Source organism: Hymenobacter mucosus (assembly GCF_900188255.1).
In the GTDB taxonomy this organism is placed as follows: domain Bacteria; phylum Bacteroidota; class Bacteroidia; order Cytophagales; family Hymenobacteraceae; genus Hymenobacter; species Hymenobacter mucosus.
Window position 1 is genome coordinate 39503 of the sequence record NZ_FZNS01000009.1, and the last position, 24166, is coordinate 63668.

23 protein-coding genes are annotated in these 24166 nt (G+C 55.6%); 9 read left to right on the forward strand and 14 right to left on the reverse strand.

Annotated features, from left to right (window positions below; all coding sequences use genetic code 11):
* Positions 1 to 54 precede the first annotated feature (54 nt).
* Positions 55 to 1458, forward strand: a complete 1404-nt coding sequence (locus CHB83_RS17935; protein ID WP_089333612.1) for a hypothetical protein — start codon at positions 55 to 57, stop codon at positions 1456 to 1458.
* On the opposite strand, the gene CHB83_RS17940 is transcribed toward CHB83_RS17935, so the two are convergent.
* Positions 1383 to 2459: a hypothetical protein gene (locus CHB83_RS17940; RefSeq protein WP_143437184.1), complete on the reverse strand. Its 1077-nt coding sequence runs from the start codon at positions 2457 to 2459 to the stop codon at positions 1383 to 1385. The two genes, CHB83_RS17935 and CHB83_RS17940, sit on opposite strands and share 76 nt — an antisense overlap.
* 117 nt (positions 2460 to 2576) lie before the next feature.
* Entirely contained in the window at positions 2577 to 3782 is a 1206-nt protein-coding gene (locus CHB83_RS17945) for a hypothetical protein (RefSeq protein WP_089333614.1), read from the reverse strand.
* A gap of 34 nt (positions 3783 to 3816) precedes the next feature.
* Between CHB83_RS17945 and CHB83_RS17950 the strand changes: the two genes are divergently transcribed.
* The 4 genes from CHB83_RS17950 to recO all read left to right on the forward strand — a co-directional run bounded on the left by CHB83_RS17950 (position 3817) and on the right by recO (position 8298).
* Positions 3817 to 4140: a 2Fe-2S iron-sulfur cluster-binding protein gene (locus CHB83_RS17950; protein WP_089333615.1), complete on the forward strand. Its 324-nt coding sequence runs from the start codon at positions 3817 to 3819 to the stop codon at positions 4138 to 4140.
* Positions 4141 to 4348: 208 nt separating this feature from the next.
* Complete coding sequence (locus tag CHB83_RS17955; RefSeq protein ID WP_045689780.1) at positions 4349 to 4978, forward strand: thymidine kinase; 630 nt, start codon at positions 4349 to 4351, stop codon at positions 4976 to 4978.
* An 85-nt stretch (positions 4979 to 5063) separates the two neighbouring features.
* Positions 5064 to 7409, forward strand: coding sequence for a type IX secretion system anionic LPS delivery protein PorZ (gene porZ / locus CHB83_RS17960; RefSeq protein ID WP_089333616.1), 2346 nt, complete (start codon positions 5064 to 5066; stop codon positions 7407 to 7409).
* A 166-nt stretch (positions 7410 to 7575) separates the two neighbouring features.
* Entirely contained in the window at positions 7576 to 8298 is a 723-nt protein-coding gene (recO, locus tag CHB83_RS17965) for a DNA repair protein RecO (protein ID WP_055562204.1), read from the forward strand.
* An 88-nt stretch (positions 8299 to 8386) separates the two neighbouring features.
* Here the strand turns inward: recO and CHB83_RS17970 are convergent, their stop codons facing one another.
* The 6 genes from CHB83_RS17970 to CHB83_RS17995 form a co-directional block, all read right to left on the reverse strand.
* Positions 8387 to 9328, reverse strand: a complete 942-nt coding sequence (locus CHB83_RS17970; RefSeq protein ID WP_236704834.1) for an FKBP-type peptidyl-prolyl cis-trans isomerase — start codon at positions 9326 to 9328, stop codon at positions 8387 to 8389.
* A 136-nt stretch (positions 9329 to 9464) separates the two neighbouring features.
* Positions 9465 to 9962, reverse strand: coding sequence for an FKBP-type peptidyl-prolyl cis-trans isomerase (locus CHB83_RS17975; RefSeq protein ID WP_089333617.1), 498 nt, complete (start codon positions 9960 to 9962; stop codon positions 9465 to 9467).
* A 9-nt stretch (positions 9963 to 9971) separates the two neighbouring features.
* Positions 9972 to 10529 carry an FKBP-type peptidyl-prolyl cis-trans isomerase gene (locus CHB83_RS17980; RefSeq protein ID WP_179225558.1) on the reverse strand — a complete coding sequence of 186 codons (558 nt, stop codon included), beginning with the start codon at positions 10527 to 10529 and terminating at the stop codon, positions 9972 to 9974.
* Between the two features lie 49 nt (positions 10530 to 10578).
* Positions 10579 to 11100, reverse strand: a complete 522-nt coding sequence (locus tag CHB83_RS17985) for an FKBP-type peptidyl-prolyl cis-trans isomerase (RefSeq protein ID WP_089333619.1) — start codon at positions 11098 to 11100, stop codon at positions 10579 to 10581.
* Positions 11101 to 11190: 90 nt separating this feature from the next.
* Positions 11191 to 12246 carry an FKBP-type peptidyl-prolyl cis-trans isomerase gene (locus tag CHB83_RS17990; protein ID WP_045687932.1) on the reverse strand — a complete coding sequence of 352 codons (1056 nt, stop codon included), beginning with the start codon at positions 12244 to 12246 and terminating at the stop codon, positions 11191 to 11193.
* Positions 12247 to 12294: 48 nt separating this feature from the next.
* Positions 12295 to 13338 carry a DHH family phosphoesterase gene (locus CHB83_RS17995; RefSeq protein ID WP_055562202.1) on the reverse strand — a complete coding sequence of 348 codons (1044 nt, stop codon included), beginning with the start codon at positions 13336 to 13338 and terminating at the stop codon, positions 12295 to 12297.
* Between the two features lie 263 nt (positions 13339 to 13601).
* Here CHB83_RS17995 and CHB83_RS18000 point away from each other — a divergent pair, with 263 nt between their 5' ends.
* Positions 13602 to 14021 carry a nucleoside-diphosphate kinase gene (locus tag CHB83_RS18000; RefSeq protein ID WP_045687931.1) on the forward strand — a complete coding sequence of 140 codons (420 nt, stop codon included), beginning with the start codon at positions 13602 to 13604 and terminating at the stop codon, positions 14019 to 14021.
* A 407-nt stretch (positions 14022 to 14428) separates the two neighbouring features.
* Here CHB83_RS18000 and CHB83_RS18005 read toward each other — a convergent pair whose 3' ends face one another.
* The 5 genes from CHB83_RS18005 to CHB83_RS18025 form a co-directional block, all read right to left on the reverse strand.
* Positions 14429 to 15718, reverse strand: a complete 1290-nt coding sequence (locus CHB83_RS18005) for a nucleoside permease (RefSeq protein WP_055562201.1) — start codon at positions 15716 to 15718, stop codon at positions 14429 to 14431.
* 204 nt (positions 15719 to 15922) lie between these two features.
* Complete coding sequence (locus tag CHB83_RS18010) at positions 15923 to 16531, reverse strand: superoxide dismutase (protein WP_045687930.1); 609 nt, start codon at positions 16529 to 16531, stop codon at positions 15923 to 15925.
* A gap of 134 nt (positions 16532 to 16665) precedes the next feature.
* Positions 16666 to 17112, reverse strand: a complete 447-nt coding sequence (locus CHB83_RS18015) for a nucleoside deaminase (RefSeq protein ID WP_089333620.1) — start codon at positions 17110 to 17112, stop codon at positions 16666 to 16668.
* 113 nt (positions 17113 to 17225) lie between these two features.
* Positions 17226 to 17780, reverse strand: coding sequence for a hypothetical protein (locus tag CHB83_RS18020; protein WP_045687929.1), 555 nt, complete (start codon positions 17778 to 17780; stop codon positions 17226 to 17228).
* 138 nt (positions 17781 to 17918) lie between these two features.
* Entirely contained in the window at positions 17919 to 18371 is a 453-nt protein-coding gene (locus CHB83_RS18025) for a hypothetical protein (protein ID WP_055562199.1), read from the reverse strand.
* A 325-nt stretch (positions 18372 to 18696) separates the two neighbouring features.
* Here CHB83_RS18025 and aspS point away from each other — a divergent pair, with 325 nt between their 5' ends.
* Positions 18697 to 20460: an aspartate--tRNA ligase gene (gene aspS, locus CHB83_RS18030; protein WP_089333676.1), complete on the forward strand. Its 1764-nt coding sequence runs from the start codon at positions 18697 to 18699 to the stop codon at positions 20458 to 20460.
* An 82-nt stretch (positions 20461 to 20542) separates the two neighbouring features.
* Here the strand turns inward: aspS and CHB83_RS18035 are convergent, their stop codons facing one another.
* A complete protein-coding gene (locus CHB83_RS18035) occupies positions 20543 to 21568 on the reverse strand; it encodes a LacI family DNA-binding transcriptional regulator (protein ID WP_089333621.1) in 1026 nt (341 codons plus the stop codon).
* 268 nt (positions 21569 to 21836) lie between these two features.
* Between CHB83_RS18035 and CHB83_RS18040 the strand changes: the two genes are divergently transcribed.
* Together CHB83_RS18040 and fucP are read left to right on the forward strand one after the other, a co-directional pair.
* Positions 21837 to 22769 (forward strand): aldo/keto reductase, encoded by a 933-nt coding sequence (locus CHB83_RS18040; RefSeq protein WP_089333622.1) that lies wholly within the window; start codon positions 21837 to 21839, stop codon positions 22767 to 22769.
* A gap of 146 nt (positions 22770 to 22915) precedes the next feature.
* Positions 22916 to 24166 (forward strand): L-fucose:H+ symporter permease, encoded by a 1251-nt coding sequence (gene fucP, locus CHB83_RS18045; protein WP_089333623.1) that lies wholly within the window; start codon positions 22916 to 22918, stop codon positions 24164 to 24166.

The following is a 24166-nucleotide window of genomic DNA, read 5'->3' on the forward strand; positions in this document are numbered from 1 at the left end:
CACTAGCAGCAGGGCGCATTCAGTAATTGCGCATAATTCTGCGTTCTTGCGGTCATGAAGTATTCGGCGGCTGACGTTGCCTATTCTCCTCTTTCTTCGGCTCGGGTTCCGGTATGGATATGGGGTATCCTGTTGCTACTACACGGCCTGTTCTTCGGCTGGCAACTGGGGCATCAATCTTACGACTTTCCCGATTCAGGCCGCTACCTCATGGCGGCTCACAACCTGCGCACAGCGGGAGTGCTATACGCTGAGCCACTAACCGGCCTGCCCCTATCCGCGCAAGAATACAGTATTCGTCCTCCGGGCTATCCGGTGTTGCTGATCTTGCTGGGCGCCACTACTACAGCAATACCAGTGGCCGTGCTTCTGCTGCAGAATCTGCTGAGCTTACTAAACGTAGGGCTGGCCTTGCAGTGGATTGCTCGGCGCCGGCCTACTCTCCACCAGTGGCAGTGGGGCGTGCTGCTAGGGCTAGCCATAGTACCAGGGCAGTTTATTTACGCTAACGCACTCATGAGCGAAATACTGCTGCAAAGCTGCATAGTAGGCCTTTGGTTAAGCTTGACCGCCTTTTTTGCGAACCCCCAACGCCACTGGGTCTGGGTATTAGGGGCCATATTGGCGGCACTTGCCCTACTCTTCAAGCCCGTATTCTTTCCATTTGCCGGCCTGTTCTTGGCCCTAGGTGGATGGGTGGGCTGGAAGCAACGGCGGCTTCGGCTGTTCCTGATTGGGTGTATTCCGGTGGTAGTAGCCCTGGGCTGGCAGGCACGTAATGCAAAGCAAACGGGGTACTTCCACTTCTCCAGTATTGCCGAAATCAACTTGCTGCGTTACAACGTACGCGCCGTTTTACAAAAGACAGAAGGCTACGAAGCAGCTGAACAGTTTGTAGCTACTACGGTGGCTGCCGCAGAAAGCCAACCTACGTTTGCCGCGCAACAGCACTACATCCGGAAGCAGAGTCAAGCAGTGCTACTACGGCATCCTGTGGCGTATGCAGCCCTGCATGGTCAGGGTATGCTCAATCTGCTGCTCGACCCCGGTCGATTTGACTTGGTGCACTTCTTTGGGCTACCGGAGCGAAATACGGCCGGCTTGCTTGGGCAATTTGCGCAGCATGGGTACGCGGCCATGGTTGCCTACGTACAAAGGCTGCCCCTGGGGCTGCTAGCTATTTTGCTGTTGGTAACAGCCACCAATGTAGTGCGGCTGCTGCTGCTGCTACGGTTTGCTGCCTGCCCCTTACCGTGGGCTTGGCGTTTGCCACTGCTTGGGTTGGTTTTGTACGTGGCACTACTTACGGGCCCGTTGGGGGCGGCGCGTTTTGCTGTGCCCATATTGCCCCTGCTACTGGCCGCGGCTGGCCTAAGTTTACCTCAAAGGTGTACCGGAGCGCCAGGCTCCTCTTCTGAAGGAGCATTGCCTGGGCTTAGCCAGGCAAACAAAGGGTGATGCGTAAGAATAAGAGCAAACGCCACGGCAAAGGCGGGCGCTAGTAAGTAGCCCATTCTGGCCAGGTCACCGGATAGTAGCATGTGGACGGCAACTACCCCCGCGAGGGTGACTACCGGCCAGCCCAAAGGGCGTACCCATCGTTGCCGATCCGCGGCCTTACCTTGCAGACCTGCTAACAGGGCCAAACTAAAGAAGCCGAAGATGCTGAATATCTCGCCGGCGCCTTTCACGGAAAACAAGCGCCGGAGCGAGTACGCCAAGTTCTCCATATGACTGATGGCATTGTGCACACTTTCTGCCGGGGTAGCTCCAACGCGAGCGTCAATCCAGCTGCGTACTCCCCAAGCCAGGGCGGCACTTACTACCATCCATCCCAGCTGTGCCCGCCACCCTACTGCCCGCTGCCCCCAGAACAGCAGCCACGGCGCCAAAAACACAAACGATTCCTTGGCGTGTGGGCCTAGTAAGATGCAAGCTACCAATGCTGCGGCTGAACCACTCCGAGCAGCATAGAACCCGAGAGCAAATACGAATAAGTACAGGCTATCTACTAATGGTAACCCCGCGGTATACACGGCCCAGCGGCTAGTCAGTACGGCTACCACGCCTAACGCCGCTGCGGCTGGAGTGGCACCATACAAGCAGCTAGTTTGGTACAGCACCAGCCCCACCCCCGCCAATAGCAGGCAGTTGACAAGGTAAAAGCCCAAGCGTAAAGGCCACTCGCTGGCCGCACGCTGGGGCCATAGGCGGGCGTATACCTGCTCTAGCGGCCACGCTACGGCGGCGGCGGCCAGCGGCACCAGCACCCGGTAGCGACGCGTAATACTCACACCCGCAAACTCACCGCGGGCAATTTTTAAGTAACTCCGGGTGTCAAGGGAGTGCGAGAAGTCGTAGTGAACGTACATCGTGTACGCCGGACCGGCTACCAGGCCAAGGGCCAGCAAGTACACCAGCAGCCAGCGCCGCACCCTCGGCCGACTTATCCTCCACATATGCTCATGGCTAACAGGCCAACTTGGTGTACTGTACACGAGCCATATAGAGTACGCCACGCTGAGCACGCGACCATGTCGGCCGGCATAGGCAGTGGGCGGAGCATAGCAGGGAAACTAGGCAAACTTCCGGTCGATGAGCTTGAGCAGTTTCTGTACGTGCTCATCCTTACGGGCCCAGTTGTAGCGGCTAGCTAACTCCTCGGTTACATAGCGCTTTGCTATATCGGCGTTGGGTAGCGTATCGAGGTGCTGAATCATGGCGTGGTATTCCATGTTTTCTCCATTGAACAGCTCGTTAATAAAGCTGAAGCGTTGGTTAATCGAAATAGCTTCCCGCAACGATTCCACTTTCGGAGCTTTGCTTGCCAGGGTAGCCGCGGCGGGGCGTTCCGTTCGCAGCGTTTCGCTGAGAGAAGGCGCCCCCGACTGCTCAGCCTTCAGCTTCTCATACAGCGGCACGCCTGCTGGTGCCGTCTCGGCTAGCGCCCGTCGGCTATCAGGCGTAGGCGCGGCAGGCGCTGGTATTGCTGTCGGGGGTGGGGTAGGAGCCGGAGCAGGCTGGGCAACTGGGGTTGGTGGCGCTGCGGCAGGCGTGGGTATGGCAGGCGCCTCCACTGGCTTAGGGGCCGGGGGCTCAGTAGCCGGTGCAGGGCTGGGCGGGGTAGTAGCAGCCGGCGCTGGTTGGGGGGCTTCCTCGTACAGATCGGTTTCTGCCAGGGGAAGCAGCACGCTTAGCTGTTGCACTACCTCCGTAGTTGGTTGCACCTGGTCAGCGTGGGCTTCTAGGTACAACCGAAAGCGGCTAAGTAGGTAGTCGTGGTCCTGGGCTTGGCCAGCGGGCAGCGAGCTAAGGAAACCTTCAAATAGTTCCTTATTAGCATCAAGGTAGCGCAGGCTTTCCAGCAGCTTTTCCGGGGTAGCACTCGTTTGATCACCCACCAACTTGCGGGCAAACGTTTCAGAAGGGTCGCAGGCGCCGTGCAGGGTGTCACAGATAGCTTGAGCAAGCAGCGGCTCGAACACGGGGCGGCTGAGCTTGATGCGGCGCGACAGCACGTTCATGAACTGCGTTAGCGCCTGGCGCACTTCCGTATCCTCGAAATCAAAGTAAGGGCTACGCAAATTACCCATTTCGCCCATCCACTGCACAAGCAGCTGCTGCACTACAAACAGATTTACTTGCCGTACGGGGGTAAAGCGGAGCACCGCGGGGCCGTCGAGGGTAGCCGTAGGGCGGGCGCCAAAGTGCTGGTCGCAGAGTAGGGCAGCCAGGAGGCGGCCGTATTGTTCACGCTTGGCGTGGCTATATTTGGTCTTCATTGAAAGCCTGATTCAACGGGCAATTTAGGGAAAGATGCCCACTCTAATCGTTCAAAATCTGCCCGCTGCTCCCGTAGCGGTACCCGTCGGAGTTACGCTGCTTGCGGCCCTGCAAGATGCGGGCCACGACTGGATGCATGCCTGCGGGGCTAAAGGCCGCTGTACTACCTGCCGCGTAGAAGTGCTGAGCGGGGCCGAATACCTCACGCCCCCTACCACTGCCGAGGAGCGTTACCACTCGTTAGGTCGCCTGCGGCTTACTGACCGGCTGACTTGCCAGGCCCGCTTGCAGGGTGGCGAACTGGTAGGGCGGGTACCCGAAGCCACCAAGCTCCCGCACGTAGCCTACCTGGAGTAGTGCACACTGCCCGCCAGGCCTACCTCTTATAGCTGCTAAAAGTGAAAAGATGCTCACTGGATGCATCTGCCTGATGGAGAGTAAGTAGCAGCATGCGGGGCACGAGGTATCTGGTTTTGGGTTTGAGCCTAGCCGCTGAAAGCTGTACTTTAGATGCTCCGATTGCTGTCAGCTACCTGACACGTGGCCACCCTCAACTGACGACTTTGTGTTTATAGAACCCCGCGTTGGCACAGGCCCCGGCGTTGCCCGCCGGGGCTGGATTGAAGTGGTGTGCGGCTCCATGTTTTCGGGTAAAACCGAGGAGTTGATTCGCCGCCTCAACCGCGCCAAGATTGCCCGTCAACGGGTAGAGATTTTCAAGCCCGCCCTCGATACGCGCTACCACGCCCAGGATGTAGTATCGCATAACGCCACGAGTATTCGCTCCACGCCGGTGCCTGTGGCCCAGGAAATGCTCCTGCTAGCCGGTGGCTGCGACGTGGTAGGCATCGACGAAGCTCAGTTTTTTGACGACTCGTTGGTGGAAGTATGCGTGCAGCTAGCAAACCGGGGTACCCGCGTTATTGTGGCTGGCCTTGACATGGATTTCCTGGGACAGCCCTTTGGGCCCATGCCCGCGCTGATGGCCGTGGCTGAGTTTGTGACCAAGGTGCATGCCGTGTGCGTGTGCTGCGGCGACATTGCTTCCTACTCCTTTCGCGTAACAGCTTCGGAAGACAAGATTCTACTAGGCGAAACCGATGCGTATGAAGCGCGCTGCCGCTACTGTTTTCAGGAAGGCATGAAGGAAAAAGCTACCGAGCCTGCCCGCACCGTTCAGCCCCGGCCGCTGTAGCCGTAGGGCGAAAACCTTGCTGCACTAAACCCGGCCGTTAGGCGTTACTTTCCCGATTCACCGTTTTCGTCGCTATTACCTGCCGATGACACTATCGTTACGCCTTGGCCGCGGAGTTGTGCTCCTGGCTTTATTACTTACCTCTGGCACTGCGTTAGCCCAGTTTACGGCCGGCTACGGCGACTGGCAGTTGCACCTGCCCATCAACCGGGCCAAGGCCCTTGCCGACGTAGGCGACCGGATTTATGTAGCGGCCGAAGATGCATTTTTCTACTACGATAAAGAGCTGAACACTACCCAGCTGCTTTCCACCCGCGACGGGCTGCACGATGCAGGTCTGAGCACATTAGCTTTCGACTCAGTAAGCCAGCAGCTAGTAATTGCCTACCGCAGTACCAACCTAGACATTCTGCGCCTGCGCGACGGCGCCATCCTGAACATTGCCGACATTGCCCGCAAGGAAATTCAGGGACAAAAGACCGTCAACCATATCAACATTGCCAACCGAGTAGCTTACCTGGCATGCAGCTTTGGCATAGTAGCGGTAGATCTGACCAAGCTGGAAATAAAGGACTCGTACACCAACATTGGGCCGAATGGTAGTGTAGTGCAAGTGTATGCTACGGCGGTAGCCGGGGGCGTCCTGTACGCGGCTACTTCAGGGGGCGTACTCCACGCTAGCCTCACAAGCAACCTCCTGGATTACCGCGCCTGGACCACCGACTTTGCTGCCCGCGTCAATGACCCTTTTCGGACGGTTGCAGCTCAGGATGGCCGTGTGTACGTGGGTATAAATAACGACCGACTCTACCGCTACAATCCGGGCCAGCCTGCCCAGGGGTGGCAGGCCGTAGCCAGCCCATCAGGGGTAGAGTTTCGGCAGCTGATGCCCTCGCGCGCCGGCCTATTGGTTACGGATGCTCAGCGCGTATCCGTGCTGAATACGAATACAGGAACGATAACTGCCACCCTAAGCCCGGCACTACTAAGAAATGCACGCACTGCTATTCGAGCCAGAAACGGCTCTTTCTACGTAGCCGACTTCAACAATGGCCTGCTTGCTATAGCGGCTGATGGGCAAACTACCCAGCAGTTTATTACCAACTCACCCGCCTTTCCCCAGGGACAGGGCGTGCTGGCGGATGCCCGGACAAATACCGTTACAGTGTTTGGTGGTGGGTATGGCGAACGGTACTTGCAGCAGGATTTCTACCGGGGCTTTGCCGAGTACCAAAACGGCCGCTGGACTACCATAAGCGCGCAAACGCAGCCAGCAGCGCAATACCCCAATCCCAAAGACCTAAGCCGCGGCACCCGCACTCCGGATGGAACACTCTATGCGGGCAGCTATGGCAATGGCCTGCTGGAATGGAAAGGGCCTGGTAATTTTCGCTTGTTCAATCCTACGGTAGGCCTACCCAACCCACTGCGTAGCGCTATTGCCGATGCTAACTATGCGCGCGTCACGGATGTTGCAGCCGATGCGGATGGTAAGGTGTGGGTAGTCAACCGCCATCAAGTTGCGGGTCAATCGGGGTTGTTCTTGTTCGACCCTGTAGCTACCACGTGGACTACCGTTCCGTACTTCAGCGGGAGTGATAATCTAGACCGTATTGCCCTTGACGATGCAGGAAACGTCTGGGTGACGCGGGCCCGCGCTCCGCTCAATACCATTCAGGGTATTAATGTGGTCAACCCAGCTACCAATGAAAACCGTTACTTTGGAACGTCTGATGGTTTGCCGGCGGGTAGTGAGGTGTTTGATATTGTGAAGGACCGCAACGGCGACATATGGGTGGCTACCAACAAGGGACCAGTCGTATTCAACGATGCTAGTTCTGCCTTCGATACGAGTCTTGGCTTCCAGGCCCCTATTGTTCGGCGAGGAGAAGGAACAGGGTTCCGTATATTGATGGATGAGCCTGTTCGAACCATTGCAGTGGATGGCGGTAACCGGAAGTGGTTTGGTACTGATAGGGGCCTGTGGCTTTTTAGTGCGGATGGCGACGAGGCCTTATTACACTTTACCACGGCCAACAGCCCACTACCTTCCGATCGGATTGTGGATGTGGACGTGAACGACAAAACCGGTGAAGTTTTCGTGGTGACGGATGGCGGTGTGGTATCCTACCGGGGCTCGGCTACCGTCACGGAAGGAAAGCCGGAGTGCGCCAAAGTAACTCCTAACCCAGTGCGTACCAATTTTACTGGCCAGGTCGGTATTTCAGGTTTAGCCAACAATGGCACGGTAAAAATTACGGACGTGACGGGCAAGCTGGTGTATCAAACGCGTGCAAGCGGGGGCACCGTCGTATGGGGCCTCACCGACTACAATGGGCGCAAAGTGCAGTCGGGCGTATACTTGGTACTTTCTTCCGATGCCGACGGCAAAAATGGCTGTATCAGCAAGGTGGCGGTGGTTGACAAGTAAAACCAGCCGCATCTGGCCGCGAACAAATACTGGCTTTTTGCGCGAATAAGTTAGCTATAGGGGAGCCGATTTGGGGCTGCACGTTGTTACGTAACAGCCGCTTTTGGCCTCATTTCGCGCTTCTTTTCCTTTGTAGAAAAGGGCGCTACATTTAGGTTCTTTACCTATGCTTATCAAAACCCGGGGCATTGTCCTGAACTTTCTGCGCTACCGCGAAACCAGCATTATTGCCCGGATCTACACCGAGCGCCTAGGGCTGCAGAGCTACATCGTGAACGGGGTACGAAAGGCTAAGCCGCCGGGGCGCATTGCTTTGTTTCAGCCATTTACCTTGCTAGACTTGGTGGCCTACACCTCGCGGCAAGGAGGCCTTACGCGTCTCTCGGAGTACCGCTGTGCCGAGCCATTTCATAGCCTGCCCTACGATGTCCGCAAAAGTAGTATCGGGCTGTTTCTGGCCGAGATTGTAGGGCGGGTACTGCTAGAAGAAGAAGAAAACGAACCGCTTTTTACTTTCCTGCACGACTCTATTTTGGCCTTTGACCGGCAAGAGGAAGGGTTTGAAAACTTTGCCCTCATATTTCTGCTAGGCCTAAGCCAATACCTCGGTTTTGGGCCCGAAACAGGGGAGCAGATTACTTCGCAAGTAGCGTTTGCGGCCGAAGCGCCCGGTAGTATAAGTAGCCATAGCCCTACTGCCCTGCGCTTCCAGGAGTTTGAGCAGCACTTTGACGCCTTATTGCGTGACCCCACCACGGCAGCCATTCCGAACGGACGCGTGCGGCGTGAGCTACTAGGGGTGCTTATTCGCTACTACCAACTGCACGTAGAGCGCCTCGGCGATGTGCGGTCTTTGGCTGTGCTGTCGGAGGTACTGGCGGAGCTATAACCCTCAGCAGCTTATTATCTACCGCAAACGGCGGCTTTTCTCGTGAAAAGCCGCCGTTTGCGGTTCCATACATCTTGGTGGTGCAAGGCTACTTCACATCTACTAATTCCACGTCGAAGCGAAGAATGGCGTTTGGTGGAATGTCGGCACCAGCACCGCGGGCACCGTAGGCCAGGCTGGCTGGAATTAACAGAATAGCCTTGGAGCCTTGGTTGAGCATAGCAATGCCTTCATCCCAGCCCTGAATAACCTGGTGTTGACCCAGCGGAAAGGAAATAGGCTGGCCACCGTTCTTTTCCGATGAATCGAACACCTTGCCTGAGAGTAGCATACCCGTGTAAAGAACCGATACTGTTTGCCCGGGCTGGGGCTTGGGCCCCGTACCCGGTTTCGTGACTATGTAATAAACGCCCCCCGCCGTTTGCGGCCCCGTCAGCTTCTGCTGGGTCATGTAGGCCTTAATCTTGGTGTCCTCCTGTTTTTTAGCGCGCGCCTGAGCTTGGAGTGCTTCCTGCTTAGCATCGGCCTGGGCAGCTTCCTGGGTTTGTACTTTCACCGCCTTGGCAAGCATGATGAACGTATTGCCCGCCTTCTGGATGAAAGGTGGTACGGGCTGGCGAAACGACTTTGCAAACACGCTGTCGGCGGAGAAGCGAAAGATGGCCGAGTCGCCGGGCTGTAGCAACGACAGGGCTTCCTCAATACTACCGCGCTGCTGGGCCCGGAGCGTATCTAGCGGAGCCCGGAGCAGCCCTCCCGTCTGGCGCGAGTTCAGTAGCACAGAATCCTTGCCGGTGCGGAATTGCATGTGCAAAGCCATAATTTTTCCAACGCGGGTAGCGTAGGTAGCATCTCCAGTTGGAGCAAAGGGCGGACGCAATACATAGCGGCCGTTTTCGCGCCGGTACACCCGGTACTCCACCCCCGATTTTAGCTTGTTGAACTTTACGGGCGCACCCTGGAAAGCCAGTAGCCCAAAGAGAGCTATTAGCCCCATGCCAAACACTCTAGTACGCGACAACCAAAACATATTTGGGAGATGATAAGAATAGTTAAGCTGCCAAGATAAGCCTTATTCAGACCAGTCTTCAACCTTTATACACAGCCACGGCCCCGCTACCGGCAAGCGGTAGTGGGGCCATGGGTAACTAGTGTGCCGTATCAGGCTATTTCACCTTCACTATTTCCAGCTCAAATACTAAATCAGTATTAGGCGGAATCAGATAGTGGTTCGTGTCATCAGGGTCGCGCACGCCTTTGTCGGCGTAAGCCAGCTGGGCCGGGACCCACACGCGCGCCCGGGCACCCTGGGGTAGTAGCAGCAGAACTTCGTCCCAGCCTTTAATCACTTCTCCCCGACCAGCACGAATCTTTAAGGGGCCGCCCTGCCGCACCGAGGCATCGAAGATGCGGCCGGAAGGTAAAAAACCTGTGTAGTGCACCAGTACTCGGTCGCCAGGCTGTGCTACGGCGCCAGTGCCGGGCTGCCGAATAGCGTAGCGCATACCCGAAGCAGTTTGGGTGGCCCGCGCAAGCACGCTATCGGGAGCAGCCTGAGCTGGAGCGGTAGGTAGGGCCTGTTGGGCAATGGCTGGCCGCACTAGCAAGGACCCACCAAGCAGCACGGCGGCGCATAGCAGGAAAGAAGACGTAGTGCGTAGCATATGAAGCGGCTATTGAACGTCCTGGATTTCCAGATCGAAAAGCAAGGGAGTATAAGGAGGTATACTGCCATAGCCGACTTCTCTGTAGGCTAGCTCAGAGGGTACTAGCAACAGCTTCCGGTCGCCCTTGCGCATCAGAAGGGCTGCTTCTTCCCAGCCAGAGATAATGCCACCACCGCCAGCCGTGAAGCTAAAGCATCCGCAGCTTGTGCGGTTGTTACTGGAGTTATCAAAAATAACACCATCGTTGGCCTCATAAATGTACTTGCCAACGTAATTAACCGTCACCTTTTGCCCTTTTGTGATGAGTGGGTTGGTAGCGGGACCGTTCGTGAGCGACACGAGGTACAACCCTGAGTTGGTGCGGGTATACTGCGAACCCGTGATGTTGTGGCGGGTAAGGTACGCCTGAATAGTTGCTTCATCCAAGGCTCTTTGCGCCTCAGTTTGCTCTCGAATTTGCTTGGCGTAGGACGGTTCCGTATCGCAGCCCGACAGTACGGGCACCGTCACCAGCAAAGTGGCAGCCAAACGAAGTAGGAGGGCTGGGCGAGTGAAGAAAGACATAGGTAGTAGGTAGAAAGCCAGTGGGCCGGTAGTACGAGCCGGAAGGAAATTACTTGATATCTGTGAGCTCAACGTCGAAACGCAGCACCGTATTCGGAGCAATGTCACTCCCTGCGCCACGCGAGCCATATGCCAAACCAGAAGGAATTAGCAGCGTGGCCTTGGCTCCTTTGTTCAGTAAAGCAATGCCTTGGTCCCAGCCAGCAATAACCTGACCCCGGCCAATGGCAAATGAAAAGGGCTTGTTGTCACGACTAGCCGTGGAGTCAAATACCTTACCATCGAGCGTGGTGCCGGTGTAAAGCACCGAAACCTGCTGGCCAGCAGTGGGAGTAGCGCCCGTGCCAGGCTGCGTAATAACAACATACAGCCCCGATGCTTGACGCTGAGCCGTAAGGTTGTTGGCCTTGATGTACGCCTGCAAAATCTCCTCATCACGAGCGGCGTAATCAGTATTGTCTACTACTACGTCGTCATCGTTGAGGCTGAGGCAACTAGGTAGCGTTGCGCAAAGCGAAAAGAACAGCGCGGCGAGAAGCCACGACCGGAAACGAGAAAGCAAGGTGTGCATAGTGTAAGCAAGTAGAGTTCTACGGGAAGATACAAAAACCCCCGGCCTAGTTGCACCGGACCGGGGGCTGATGAAAACAGGCAAGCTGAATTAGCGGCCGCCCTGTGCTTGCTGCTGTTGCTGCATAGCCTCGATCTGACGCTGAATGTCAGCGGCGCTAGGGCCGGCGGGCTGCGGAGGAGCTGCTTTCACGTCTACTAGCTCCACATCAAAGCGGAGCGGCGAGTCGGCGGGAATGTCAGCCCCAGCACCGCGGGCACCGTACGCTAGTCCTGAAGGAATCAGCAAAGTGGCCTTAGAGCCTTTATTGAGCAGGGGAATCACTCGGTCCCAACCCGGAATCACGCCACCAACCCCAATGGGGAAGTCAACTGGCTTGCCGTTGTTAGGCGCCTTTTCTGAGGTATCGAACACCTTGCCGCTGAGCAACGAGCCCTTGTACTTCACGGATACCAACTGGCCCGTCTTGGGCTTGGGGCCCGTACCTGGCTGCGTTACCACGTAGTACACGCCAGAAGTATCCTTCTGGGCGGTGAGGTTGTTTTTCTTGATATAGTCTTGCAGCTGCTGGTCATCTTTGGCCAACTGGGCAGTAGCCTGCTGCTTGATTTTAGCCTGGATTTGGGGGCGCATCTGCTCCGAAACCGTCTTAGCCTTTGCCTCGTCCATCAACTCTACTGCCTTCACGAAGAACGTGAGGGTAGTGCCCATTTTCTTAACCTGGGGCGGTGCTGGCTGACCCGTATTGCGTACGAACATGGAATCTACGTTGAAGCGGAACACGCCTGAGTCGCCGGGCTGCAACAACGAAAGTGCCTCTAATTCGGTGCCCTTATTAGCTACTGGCTGCAGCTGAATAAAGGTAGGGAAGCCAAACATGTTCTTGCGCGAGCTTTGCAGCACCGAGTCCTTGGAAGTACGGTACTCAATGTGCGCCGTCATGATTTTGCCGATGCGGGCTTTGTAAGCCGCTGTGTCGGCCTCCGCATTTTCTGAGCGGTAAGAATAGCCGCTGCCGTCCTTCTTGAAAATCTTGTATTCAATACCGGACTTTGTTTTTTTAAACTCGCCGTCTTTATTGCAAGAAGCGAGGCTCAGAACACCAGCTGTTACGGCTAGGCTCAGAAAAGTGCGTTGAAGGAGCATGAAAGGGGTTAGGTAGTAAGACAGAATGAAGGCCCAAGTTACACCGAATTATACCGATGGTGGTGCAGCTGCCAATGGAGCCGTCACAAGTTGAGTTTGGTATTGGGGTAGCAAGCTCAGGAAGCGGTCTACCGTAGTGTCTAGCGGCTCCCGGCTGATGCCACCCGACGCATTGTGGTGGCCGCCGCCCTCGAAGTGGCGACGCGAAAAATCACTCACGGAGAAGTCACCAACCGACCGGAAGGAAATCTTGATTGCCTGGTTGCGGTCAATCAAAACGGCCGCGAAAACGATACCCTCAATGCTCAGGGCAAAGTTGACGAGGCCTTCCGTATCACCCGTTTTGGAGTGGTACTGCCGAAGCTCGTCCGCCGTGATGGCAATGTACGCCGTGTTATACTCCCGTAGCACCGTCAGCTTATCTTTCAGCACGAAGCCCAGAAAACGCAACCGTTCCTCGGAGTGAGAGTCGTAGATGCGACGGTGCACATCGGAAAGATTAATGCCCGCGCTCAGCAGCTCGGCAATAATCAGGTGCACATTGCGCGACGTGCTGGGGTGGCGGAAGGAGCCCGTGTCCGTCATGATACCGGCATACAGGCATTCTCCGATGCCCGTATCAATCAACTCCTGGTCGCCCAAGTCACGGATAACCTCGAACACCAACTCGGCAGTAGCAGCCGCTTTCGAGTTCGAGTAGTCCAAGTCGGCAAACTGCTCGGGGTCCTGATGATGGTCGATGAGCACCTTCTTGCCCGGGGCGTGCCGGATATACTCCCCCAGCTCATTGATGCGGTTCAGGCAGGAGAAATCGAGGCAGAAGAGCACCTCGGCCCGGCCAATGATGTCGCGCACCTGGGCGTCGTTTTCGCGCGGCTCATACACCACTACTTCCTCATTGCCCGGCATCCAAGCCAGGAAATTAGGATAGTCGGAGGGCGTTACCACCGTGACGTGGTGGCCTTTCTTGCGAAGGTAGCCTGCCAATCCTAGCGACGAACCCAAGGCGTCGGCGTCGGGCTTATGGTGTGTGGTGATGAAAATCTGTCGGGGCTGCGCTAGCAACTCCTTCAGTTCAGATATTGTGGACATTGCCTACGGGGTAGGTGACTGAATTTCGGTCGTTTAGGCCGCGTACAAAGGCGGCAAAAGTCGTAAATATTCTGGGTTCCAACAAAACACCTTTTGGAAAGGTGCGTTTAAGGCGTGCATTGCTGGCTGGAATAGCAAGACAGTTTTCTGTAATGATTCAGTTCCACCGTACAATAGCCAGCTAAACCCGCTACTTTTGCGCCCGCAAACTGGCAGTGCTGCATCCCCAGTATTTTATTTCAACCCCAACCATACCAAACCACATGGCCACGAACCGCACGTTCACGATGATCAAGCCCGACGCTACCCAGGAAAACCACATTGGTGGCATCCTGAGCATGATTGAAGAGGGTGGCTTCCGCATCGTAAGCCTGAAGAAAGTACTGCTGACTGCTGAGCGCGCCGGCAAATTCTACGAAGTACATAAGGAGCGCCCCTTCTATGGCGACCTGGTTAAATACATGTCTTCGGGTCCTATCGTAGCTGCCATCCTGGAGAAGGACAACGCCGTAGCTGATTTCCGCACGCTGATTGGCGCTACCAACCCCGCCCAGGCTGCCGAAGGTACCATCCGTAAGAAGTACGCCAAAAGCATTGAAGCCAACGCCGTGCACGGCTCTGACTCTGACGAGAATGCGCAAATCGAAGGCAGCTTCTTCTTCGATGCTGACGAGCAGTTCTAAGCAGTAGCCCTCGAAAAGGGCACCTGCTCTGTTGAGCGCTCATTTCGGAGCTCATCACAAAAAATCCTCCTCTACTACCTGTAGAGGAGGATTTTTTGTATACCCTAAGTAGGCTTTTTATAGACTTAATTAATACTCATTTTATACTAAAGACCAGTAAGCAATTCAATCTGAATTGCTGCTGGCGCTTCTCAATTGAATGGTTTGCCAAGGCTATAAGGTCACTACCTGGCTGCATTTGCCCGAGAAAGGTAAATAGATTCTGCGCTTCATACTAAGCCAGCAGTTGAAAATACAGGGCGTGCTGTCGTTGCTGAAATACAGTGAGTGAAAAAACCGAGCCACTGGCTCCCGCAACTTTTGCAGGGGCCAGTGGCTCGGTTTTTTCGTGCGGGGAGGATAGCCGCTTAAGCTTGCTCTACAGACAGCAGTGGCTCAGTATGCGCGGCGTCTTGGGTTTCCTGCGGGTTATGCTTGTGGCGGAACAACACCACGAACAGCACGGCAATAACCAGAGCATACAGGGCAAAAGTCAGCCAGATGTTATGCCAGTCCTTGGTTTGGTCGATAGGGTTGGTGAAGTACTTCTCAATCACGATGCCGCTGACCGAACTGCCCAATACGGCCCCAAAGCCGTTCGTCATCATCATGAACAGCCCTTGCGCACTGGCCCGGATGGAGGAAGCCGTCTGGGTCTCCACGAACAGGGAGCCGGAAATGTTGAAGAAGTCAAAGGCCATACCGTACACGATGCACGAGAGGATAACCATCCAGAGGCCGGGGCCGGGGTTGCCGTATGCCAGAAGGCCGAAGCGCAAAACCCACGCAATCATGCTGAAAAACATCACCTGCTTAATGCCAAAACGGCGCAGGAAGAAGGGAATAGCCAGGATGAAGAGCGTTTCGGAAATCTGGGAGATAGACATGATCATAGCCGGATGTTTTACGGCTAGCGTGTCTTGGTAGGCGGGCACCTTGTCGAAGTCGTGCAGAAAAGTGTCGCCGTAGGCATTAGTGAGCTGCAGTGCCGCGCCTAGCAACAAGGCAAACAAGAAGAAGGTGAGCATCTTCGTGTCGCGCAGCAGGGCAAACGATTTGAGGCCCAAGGCATCTACCAAAGAGCGGCTGGCAGTTTCTTTGGAGGGCGGGGGGCAGGCTGGTAGCGTAAACGAATACACGCCAAGCAAGAAAGCGGCGGCGGCCGCTATGTAGAACTGATTGGCTGATTTCTCAAAGCCCAGCAGGCTTACCGTCCACATAGCCGCAATGAAGCCGATGGTTCCCCACACCCGAATAGGTGGGTAGTCCTTCACCACATCAAGTCCTTCGCGCTTAAGCACGGAGTAGGACACGGCAATAGATAAGGCCAGCGTGGGCATGTAGAAAATCATGTTTAGCAGCATGACCCAGAACATAGTGCCCGGCTCCGTAACTAGGGGTACCGTGCAAAGCACTGCACCGCCCAAGATGTGCAGCATGCCGTACAGTTTCTCGGCATTTACCCATTTGTCAGCCACAATACCCATAAGCGAGGGCATGAAGATGGAGGCAATACCCATGGTGGAGAAGATGGCTCCAAACTGAGCCCCGGACCACTGCTTGGTCTGAAACCAATATGCCCCGATGGTTATCAGCCACGACCCCCAAATGAAAAACTGTAGAAAGCTCAGAATAGTGAGACGTAGCTTCGTACTCATGCAAATGCGGTTGAGAAAAAGTGGGGACAAAATTTCGAACCTAAAGATACAAGAATTCTTTCCGGCGGAATATGAGAATGCTTGGCCGCGAAGCGCCCTGGATGGCAGAGTAAGCAGGCGCAAACTGCCGTTGCCGTGCTAAATAAAAAGCCCTTCTGCATAGTGCAGAAGGGCTTTTTCTAAAACAGGAATTCGTAGTTTACTCTACGAAGCAGCCGCGAAACGACGGTTTACTTCGTCCCAGTTGATGGCGTTGTAGAAAGCCGCAATGTAGTCGGGGCGGCGGTTTTGGTACTTGAGGTAGTAGGCGTGCTCCCATACGTCGAGGCCCAGCACTGGAGTACCTTTGCAGCCAGTGTCAGGCATCAAGGGGTTATCCTGGTTGGGGGTAGAGCAAATCTGTACCGTGCCATCGGGCTGCTTGCAGAGCCACGCCCAGCCCGAGCCGAAGCGGGTAGTAGCAGCTTTGGTGAATTCTTCCTTGAACTTCTCGTAGCTGCCGAACGCGCTCGTAATAGCCTCGCCGATTGCGCCGGTAGGCTCGCCGCCACCATTCGGACCCAGGATGGTCCAGAACAGGGAGTGATTCCAGTGACCCCCACCATTGTTGCGTACCGCAGCCGGTGCAGCGGCAATGTTGTGCATCAATTCTTCCAGGCTTTTGCCCTCCAACTCGGTGCCGGCAATGGCATTGTTGAGGTTGGTAACGTAAGCCTGATGGTGCTTGGTATGGTGGATTTCCATGGTCTGCGCATCAATGTGCGGCTCCAGGGCGTCGTAAGCGTAGGGCAGTTGGGGCAGTTCGAAAGCCATAAGTAGAAAGGTTTTGAGGTGGATAAGGGAGAGTCTGAGTCTACTGCAGCCGCGCAGCCCACTAGGAGTACACGCTGCCGTCAGGGTATAACCACCGAACCCCGTGTAGGGTTACGGAGGCGACCAAAAGTAGCCTATTTCCGCTTGCGAGCGAAAAAGTCCTGCATCAGCCCCCCACACTCATCCGACAGGATACCCGTGACTAACTCTGCCTTGGGGTGCAGCAGATTGCCATGGCGCCGGTAGCCAAACTTAGGCTCGTGGGCACCATACACTACCCGCCGTACTTGGGCCCAGGCCGTAGCACCAGCGCACATCACGCAGGGTTCTACCGTTACGTACAGGGTGCAGTCCTGCAAGTATTTATTGCCGAGGTGGTTGGCGGCGGCCGTGAGGGCCAGCATTTCCGCATGGGCCGTCACGTCGCGCAGCTTTTCCGTCTGGTTATACGCTCGTGCGATGATACGCTTATCCAGTACCACTACGGCTCCAATGGGAATTTCATCTTCATCAAACGCGTAGCGCGCCTGCTTCAAGGCTTCCCGCATGTACTGCTCATCGGAGTAAAGCGAAAGGGTCATAAGCGAAAGGGAAGAGGTAGGTACTAAAAGAGGCCTGGAAAGTGCAGGGAAAATTCCACTTCCGCGCTACTCCCACGGTACACGCTATACGGATGGCCCACGCAGGTCCTACCTTATTTCATCACTAGGCTTGCCATAACAGCCTGGGCCACGGGCTGCCACTGGGCTTGCTCTTCCGCCGGAGCCACGAAAGTAAACACGTACAACTGGTCGCCTTCAATGCTGTACTGCACCAGCTGATACTTGCGAATGGGAGCCAGCGTAGCGTTGCGACGGTTATCGGTGACCGTCGATACAAATTCGAGCATCACATAATCGCGCTTATTTACGGTGCGAATATCTTCCTTCAAGAATTCCACCTTGGAGTACATGTTTTGAATGCTGGCCTTGTAAATCTTCACCAGCAAGCTGTAGTCGCGGTTGCTGAAGGTGGTAGGCTTTTGGGCCACGCTAAGATCAACGCGGCCGTTGGGGCTACTAAAGACGGCTAGGGGTTTGCGCGGGGCCGGGTACTTGGCCGCAATGCCATCGTCGGGTAGGGGCTGAAAGCCGTCGGGTACGCCCACGGTAATGTTTTTGCTCACCACTGTTTTCTTGAGCTTGGGGCCAGCAAAGGCAAACAGCGCGGCTACTACCAGCAGAAAAGAAGCAAAGCGAAATGTTTTCATGGGGAGAGTATAGGACACTAGCCGGAGCTGGTGCCAGGCATAACAAGTGAAAGGAGCACCCACAGTAGTGCCCGTAGCAGTACAAAATAAAGCTCCGAAGCCGTAACGACTTCGGAGCCGAAAAAATGCGAAGCTAGCTTAGCGGCGCTTCTTTGCTACGGCCGTAGAAGGGTACTTAATCATCACCTTCTTCCAATACACGTAGTTGCCGGTTTTAGCTTCAATGAGGTAGGTGCCGGCAGGAATACGGCCCAGATCTACGGGCTCGCCCGTGTTATTCTGCGGGTCGAGGTTGGTCGTGTACACGGGCTGCTTTCTGTAGTTGGTCATAACCAGCGTACCAGGCTTGGTAAACTGCTGGGTAAAGCTGAGCATGATGCGCTGGCCGTCGGAAGTAGGAAATACATCAATGCCCGACAGGGTTTCGATGCGCTTGATAGGACCGTTCAGGGTTACTGGCTCTGCCTCCGATTTGGTTTTGACTTCGGTGCCGTCGCTAGTTTTAGTTTTGGTTTTAACCTTGGTCTGGGCCTGGGCGGCCGAAAACGTGAGGAACGAGGCGGCCAAGGCGAGCAGAACGGGGCGTTTCATATCTTGAAAAAAAGGAGTGTGGCGCGTAGAAAACGGTTTCGGGGAGGCAGTTTGCATACTCCGTACCAATTTTATGTGTGGCATACGGGAAAGGCCCATATTCTGCCGAAATAGAGATTTTCTCAACAAAGCATCTGGCATTAGGTGCGGCGAAAGGACAGTTTTTTTGCCAGCCCACTTATTTTTCCTGCCTACCTTCGCTCTGTATTTAGAAGGAAAAGGTGATAAGCAATGCACTTGCCTCCGCCGAACCAGGTAGGCTGGGTTGGAAGGCGCAGCGCCTTTGCTTGTCATGGCTTTTCCTCCTTTTCACTTGTTAACAGCCATGCTCCGGACTCATACTTGCGGCGAACTTCGCCCCGAACACGTTGGTCAAACCGTTACGCTCTGCGGCTGGGTACAGCGTACCCGCGATAAAGGCGGCATTTTGTGGGTAGACTTGCGCGACCGGTACGGCCTGACCCAGCTGGCTTTGGAGGAAGGCGTAGAAACGGCCGAAGTACGGGAGCAAGCCCGCCAACTGGGCCGCGAGTTTGTGCTCTGCGTAACGGGCCGCGTAGCCGAGCGCCACTCCAAAAACGATAAGATGCCCACCGGAGCCATCGAAATCCGCGTGGAGAAACTAGAGGTGCTCAACCCCGCCAAGCTGCCGCCCTTCCTCATTGAAGACGAAACTGACGGTGGCGACGACCTGCGGATGAAGTACCGCTACCTCGACCTACGTCGTAACACAGTGCGCCAAAACCTCATGCTGCGTCACCGCGTGGCTCAGGCTACCCGGCGCTACCTCGACGGACAGGAATTTATTGAAGTAGAAACTCCCGTTCTCATCAAGAGTACGCCCGAAGGTGCCCGCGACTTTGTGGTGCCCTCCCGCATGAATCCGGGCGAGTTTTACGCCCTGCCCCAGAGCCCCCAAACCTTCAAACAACTGCTGATGGTATCGGGCTTCGACCGGTACTTTCAGATTGTGAAGTGCTTCCGCGACGAGGACTTGCGCGCTGACCGCCAGCCAGAATTCACGCAAATTGACTGCGAAATGTCGTTTGTGGAGCAGGAAGACATTCTTAACACGTTCGAGGGCTTAGTGCAGTACTTGTTCCGGGAAGTGAAAAACCTGGAAATCGGTACGCTGCCCCGCATGACGTATGCCGATGCCATGCGTTACTACGGCAACGATAAGCCAGACACGCGTTTTGAAATGCGTTTCGTGGAGCTGAATGACATTGTGAAAGGCCACAACTTTCCCGTGTTCGACAATGCCGGCCTAGTAGTGGGTATTAATGCTAGCAATTCGGCCAGCTACACGCGCAAGCAGCTCGACGAACTGACGGAGTTTGTGAAGCGTCCGCAACTGGGTGCTACGGGCTTGGTGTACGCCCGCGTAGAAGCGGACGGCACGGTGAAATCGTCGGTTGATAAGTTTTACTCCCAGGAAGTACTGCAGCAGTGGAAAGCAGCTTTCAATGCCCAGCCCGGCGACTTGCTGCTAGTACTGGCCGGCGAGCCAAACAAAACTCGCAAGGCCCTCTCGGAGCTACGCCTGGAAATGGGACAGCGCCTGGGCCTGCGCGACAAGGATACCTTCTCGGCACTGTGGGTTGTTGACTTTCCCTTGCTCGAATACATTGAAGAGGAAGGCCGCTACTTTGCTATGCACCACCCCTTCACCTCCCCCAAGCCCGAGGACGTGCCGCTGCTGGATAACCCTGATACCATTGGGGAAGTACGCGCCAATGCCTATGATATGGTAATCAACGGGGTGGAAGTAGGTGGGGGCTCTATTCGCATCCACGACCGCGCCGTGCAGGCCCGGATGTTTGGGCTGCTTGGCTTTAGCCCCGAGGAGGCGCAGGCTCAGTTTGGCTTTCTGCTCGACGCCTTCGAGTACGGCGCGCCACCCCACGGCGGCATTGCTTTTGGTTTCGACCGTCTCTGCAGCCTCTTCGGCGGAGCCGACTCCATTCGGGACTTCATTGCCTTTCCAAAAAACAACTCCGGCCGCGACGTGATGATCGACTCACCCTCGCAGATTTCGGGTGCTCAGCTCAAAGAATTGAGCATTAAAACAGATGTGGTAGCGAAGTAAGATAGTACTAGATTATTTCTACTATGAGTAGCGGCGCCCGAGTATTCGGACGCCGCTACGCGTTTTACGCCCGCCTATCCGGTTAGGCAGGCTTAGGCGCCGAAGAGTCCCGAACGACTAGTTGGGTAGTGAGGATGGTTTGGCGCGGGGCTGGGTGAGTGGCTGCTCGGGCTTGCTCCAAGAAAAGCAGGGCGGCTTCTTGGCCGATTTCTACTGTGGGGTGCATTACCGAAGTAAGGGTAGGCTCGACTACGGTAGCATGAAACTCATCGGTAAACCCAACCAGGGCTACATCCTGCGGGATACGCAGGCCTTGGCGCTTAAGCTCCTTCATGGCGGCAAAGGCCGTGGTGTCATTCACACCAAATATGGCATCGGGACGGTTAGGCAGGGCCAGGAGGCGTTGGGTGGCGGCGGTGGCACTGGCAATACTAAGGTCGCAGTGCACCAGGAGGCTTTCCTCGAAGGGCAAGCCACACGCAGCCAAGGCCTGTTGGTAGCCTTCAATACGCTCCTGGGTGATGTTGAGAGAAGCTGGCCCGGCAATGTGCGCAATGCGCCGGTAACCGCCTTCAAAAAAATGACGTGTGATGCGCCGCGCCGCTTCTTGATTGTCGACCACTACCGTGGCTACCTCCGTAGCGCGGCACACCCGGTCGAAAAATACTAGGGGCACTTCCGCGTCTAGCAACGCGTCAAAATGCGCGTACTCTTGGGTTTCTTGTGCCAGGCACATAATGATGCCATCTACCCGCAGCTTGAGCAGATCGGCCAAGCATTCCTTTTCCTTCTGGTAGCTTTCATAGCTGCTCCGAATTACAATGTGGTAGCCGTGTTCATTGGCTACGCGCTCGATACCACTGATAATGGAGGCGAAGAAGTGCGTAACCAAGTCGGGCACGATGACGCCGATAGTATAGGTTTGACTACGCAGCAACCCCATAGCTAGCGGATTGGGGCTGTACTGTAGCTCCTGGGCCAGCAGCTGCACCTTGCGGGTAAGCTCAGGGCTGATATCGGGGTGGTTGCGCAAGGCCCGCGAAACCGTTGACATGGACACGCTCAGGGCTTGGGCTAGAGTTTTTAAGGAAACGGGCCGTTTGCGCATGCGCGGAGTGGAGGTAAGGTGCTACCAGAAGGCGGTAGACAAAGTGGAAATGCAAGGTCGTAACACTTCTTAACACTTCCGCACGGGTGCGGAATAGCTCGGGGGCAACAACGCAAAGCTTTGCGCAAAGCTTTGCGGAATTATATACCTGCCAAGCACTTGCGAAGCTCCGGGAAGCCCTTCATCTTGCTTGCAAGCCTACGCTGGAAACGGCCCCTATAGCCAGGCAAGCTACCCCGCACTTTCCTCCCACCCACTTTTTCTACCCATGGATTACCGACCCCTCGGCACTACTGGCCTGCACGTTTCCGCCCTAAGCTTGGGTGCTTCCTCCCTGGGTGGCGTCTTCCACAACATCGACGAGAATAAAGGTATTGATACGGTATGCACGGCCGTGGAACAGGGTATCAACTTCATTGATGTATCGCCCTACTATGGTTTTCTGAAAGCCGAACAAGTACTGGGACGAGCCCTGCGCCAAATTCCTCGGGAGCAGTATTACCTGTCTACTAAGGTGGGCCGCTACGGCCAAGACGGCGTAAAAAGCTGGGACTATAGCGGCTCCCGCGCCATCCGTAGCGTGGAAGAAAGCCTGGCCCGTCTGCACGTTGACTACATCGACCTGATTAACGTGCACGATATTGAGTTTAGTGACCTACAGCAGGTAATCAACGAAACCCTCCCGGCCCTCCATTCCTTAAAGGAGGCAGGAGTAGTAAAGCACGTGGGCATCACGGGGTTGCCACTGGCGTTATTTCAGCAGGTAATTGACCAGACGCCCGCCGGTACGGTAGAAACGGTGCTGTCTTTCTGCCACTACTGCCTTAATGATACTACCCTGGCCGACTACGTAGAGTACTTGAAGGCGCACAACGTAGGTATTATCAACGCGTCGCCCCTGGCTATGGGCATGCTTTCGGAGCGAGGAGCGCCGGAGTGGCACCCCGCATCGGTCGAACTGAAGCAGTACGCGCGGCAAGCGGCAGCTTTCTGCATGAGCCAAGGGTACCCCATCGAGAAACTGGCTATTCAGTTTGCTGTGAGTCACCCAAGTATTGCTACCACATTGGTGAGTACAGCGCGGCCCGAGGCTATTCGGCAAAATATTGCCTGGGCCACCGAACCCATAGATACCGAACTGCTGGAGCGGGTGCAACAAATTCTGCAACCTGTGATGAGCGAAACTTGGGAAAACTCCTGAGAACTGCCCCCAAGCTGTGGTGGCTTTGCAAAGAGTCCGCCAAGCTCTACGGCAAACCTGCTGCTCCTTACCTACCCTAGAACAAGGCCGGTAGCCAGCTTGGTACTGTTACTACGCACTTTCCGCTCCCCCTACACCTCCCGCCCATGAGTACCCGCAAAAGCGTCTTTGCCGTTGGCCTGATTACGTCCCTGTTCTTTCTTTGGGGCTTTGCGCTCAACCTGAACCCCATTCTTATTCCTCACCTCAAGAAAGCCTGTCAGCTGACGGATGCACAGTCGGCGTTTATTGACTCGGCTTCCTACGTCGCCTATTTTCTGCTGGCTCTTCCAGCCGGGCAGTTTATGAAGCGCTACGGCTACAAGGGTGGTATTTTGGTAGGGCTACTGTTATTCGCGTTGGGAGCTTTTCTGTTTTACCCCGCGGCAGCGGCTCGCTCCTACGTGTTCTTCCTGAGTGCCCTGTTCGTTATTGCCTGTGGCCTCACGTTCCTGGAAACGGCTGCTAATCCCTACATCACCGTGCTAGGCGACCCGAGCGGTGCCACCCAGCGCATCAACTTCGCGCAGTCTTTCAACGGGCTGGCCTCCACGCTGGCGCCGTTTCTGGGTGGGTTGTTCATCTTATCGGGCAAGACCCTGACGGCCCAGCAGGAAGCCAGCATGACGGCCCCCCAGCTGACCGCATATCTAGATGCGGAAGCCGCCACGGTGCAGGTGCCTTACCTACTCATTGGAGGGGTAGTGTTGCTGGTAGCCGTGCTGCTCTACTTCACCCGCCTGCCCGACATCATTGAAACCGACACAGCCGGGGAGGAGGGGCGCTCTATTCTCCAGGAGAAAAACCTGCTGCTAGGGGTGATGGCGCAGTTTTTCTACGTGGGCGCGCAAGTGTGCGTGAGTAGCTTCTTTATCCGGTTTGCGGGCCGCGTAGCCGGCATTGGGGAGAAACAGGCCGCCTTGTATCTGGCCGGCGCGCTGCTAGGCTTCATGGTAGGGCGCTTCATTGGCACTCTGCTGATGCGCTACGTGGCCGCGTCGCGGCTGCTGGCCTTGTATAGCTTGCTCAACTTTTTTCTGGTGCTGTTGGCCGTAGTTCTGCCTGGCAAGCTGTCGGTGTATGCGCTGCTGGCGGTAGAGTTTTTCATGTCCATCATGTTTCCTACCATCTTCTCACTGAGCATACGTGGGCTGGGCGCCAAAACTAAGGAAGGCTCATCCTTGGTGATTATGGCTATTGTAGGTGGGGCAGTATTCCCCGTCATTATGGGCCGCGTGTCTGATATGACCAGTATTCAGGTGGCCTACATCGTGCCGGCCCTCTGCTTTCTGGTCGTGTTCTACTTTGCCCTTAAAAACAGCAGCGTAAAGAAAATTACGCTGGTAGCCGCGCACTAA

Coding starts and splice junctions, on each gene's coding strand:
- CHB83_RS17975 (WP_089333617.1), bottom strand. CDS start 9,962: ATGCTACGCACTACGTCTTCTTTCCTGCTATGCGCCGCCGTGCTGCTT.
- CHB83_RS17935 (WP_089333612.1), top strand. CDS start 55: ATGAAGTATTCGGCGGCTGACGTTGCCTATTCTCCTCTTTCTTCGGCT.
- porZ (WP_089333616.1), top strand. CDS start 5,064: ATGACACTATCGTTACGCCTTGGCCGCGGAGTTGTGCTCCTGGCTTTA.
- CHB83_RS18010 (WP_045687930.1), bottom strand. CDS start 16,531: ATGGCTTTCGAACTGCCCCAACTGCCCTACGCTTACGACGCCCTGGAG.
- CHB83_RS17940 (WP_143437184.1), bottom strand. CDS start 2,459: ATGTGGAGGATAAGTCGGCCGAGGGTGCGGCGCTGGCTGCTGGTGTAC.
- CHB83_RS17985 (WP_089333619.1), bottom strand. CDS start 11,100: ATGCACACCTTGCTTTCTCGTTTCCGGTCGTGGCTTCTCGCCGCGCTG.
- CHB83_RS17970 (WP_236704834.1), bottom strand. CDS start 9,328: ATGTTTTGGTTGTCGCGTACTAGAGTGTTTGGCATGGGGCTAATAGCT.
- aspS (WP_089333676.1), top strand. CDS start 18,697: ATGCTCCGGACTCATACTTGCGGCGAACTTCGCCCCGAACACGTTGGT.
- CHB83_RS17945 (WP_089333614.1), bottom strand. CDS start 3,782: ATGAAGACCAAATATAGCCACGCCAAGCGTGAACAATACGGCCGCCTC.
- CHB83_RS17980 (WP_179225558.1), bottom strand. CDS start 10,529: ATGTCTTTCTTCACTCGCCCAGCCCTCCTACTTCGTTTGGCTGCCACT.
- recO (WP_055562204.1), top strand. CDS start 7,576: ATGCTTATCAAAACCCGGGGCATTGTCCTGAACTTTCTGCGCTACCGC.
- CHB83_RS17995 (WP_055562202.1), bottom strand. CDS start 13,338: ATGTCCACAATATCTGAACTGAAGGAGTTGCTAGCGCAGCCCCGACAG.
- CHB83_RS18015 (WP_089333620.1), bottom strand. CDS start 17,112: ATGACCCTTTCGCTTTACTCCGATGAGCAGTACATGCGGGAAGCCTTG.
- fucP (WP_089333623.1), top strand. CDS start 22,916: ATGAGTACCCGCAAAAGCGTCTTTGCCGTTGGCCTGATTACGTCCCTG.
- CHB83_RS18020 (WP_045687929.1), bottom strand. CDS start 17,780: ATGAAAACATTTCGCTTTGCTTCTTTTCTGCTGGTAGTAGCCGCGCTG.
- CHB83_RS17950 (WP_089333615.1), top strand. CDS start 3,817: ATGCCCACTCTAATCGTTCAAAATCTGCCCGCTGCTCCCGTAGCGGTA.
- CHB83_RS18035 (WP_089333621.1), bottom strand. CDS start 21,568: ATGCGCAAACGGCCCGTTTCCTTAAAAACTCTAGCCCAAGCCCTGAGC.
- CHB83_RS18000 (WP_045687931.1), top strand. CDS start 13,602: ATGGCCACGAACCGCACGTTCACGATGATCAAGCCCGACGCTACCCAG.
- CHB83_RS18025 (WP_055562199.1), bottom strand. CDS start 18,371: ATGAAACGCCCCGTTCTGCTCGCCTTGGCCGCCTCGTTCCTCACGTTT.
- CHB83_RS18040 (WP_089333622.1), top strand. CDS start 21,837: ATGGATTACCGACCCCTCGGCACTACTGGCCTGCACGTTTCCGCCCTA.
- CHB83_RS17990 (WP_045687932.1), bottom strand. CDS start 12,246: ATGCTCCTTCAACGCACTTTTCTGAGCCTAGCCGTAACAGCTGGTGTT.
- CHB83_RS18005 (WP_055562201.1), bottom strand. CDS start 15,718: ATGAGTACGAAGCTACGTCTCACTATTCTGAGCTTTCTACAGTTTTTC.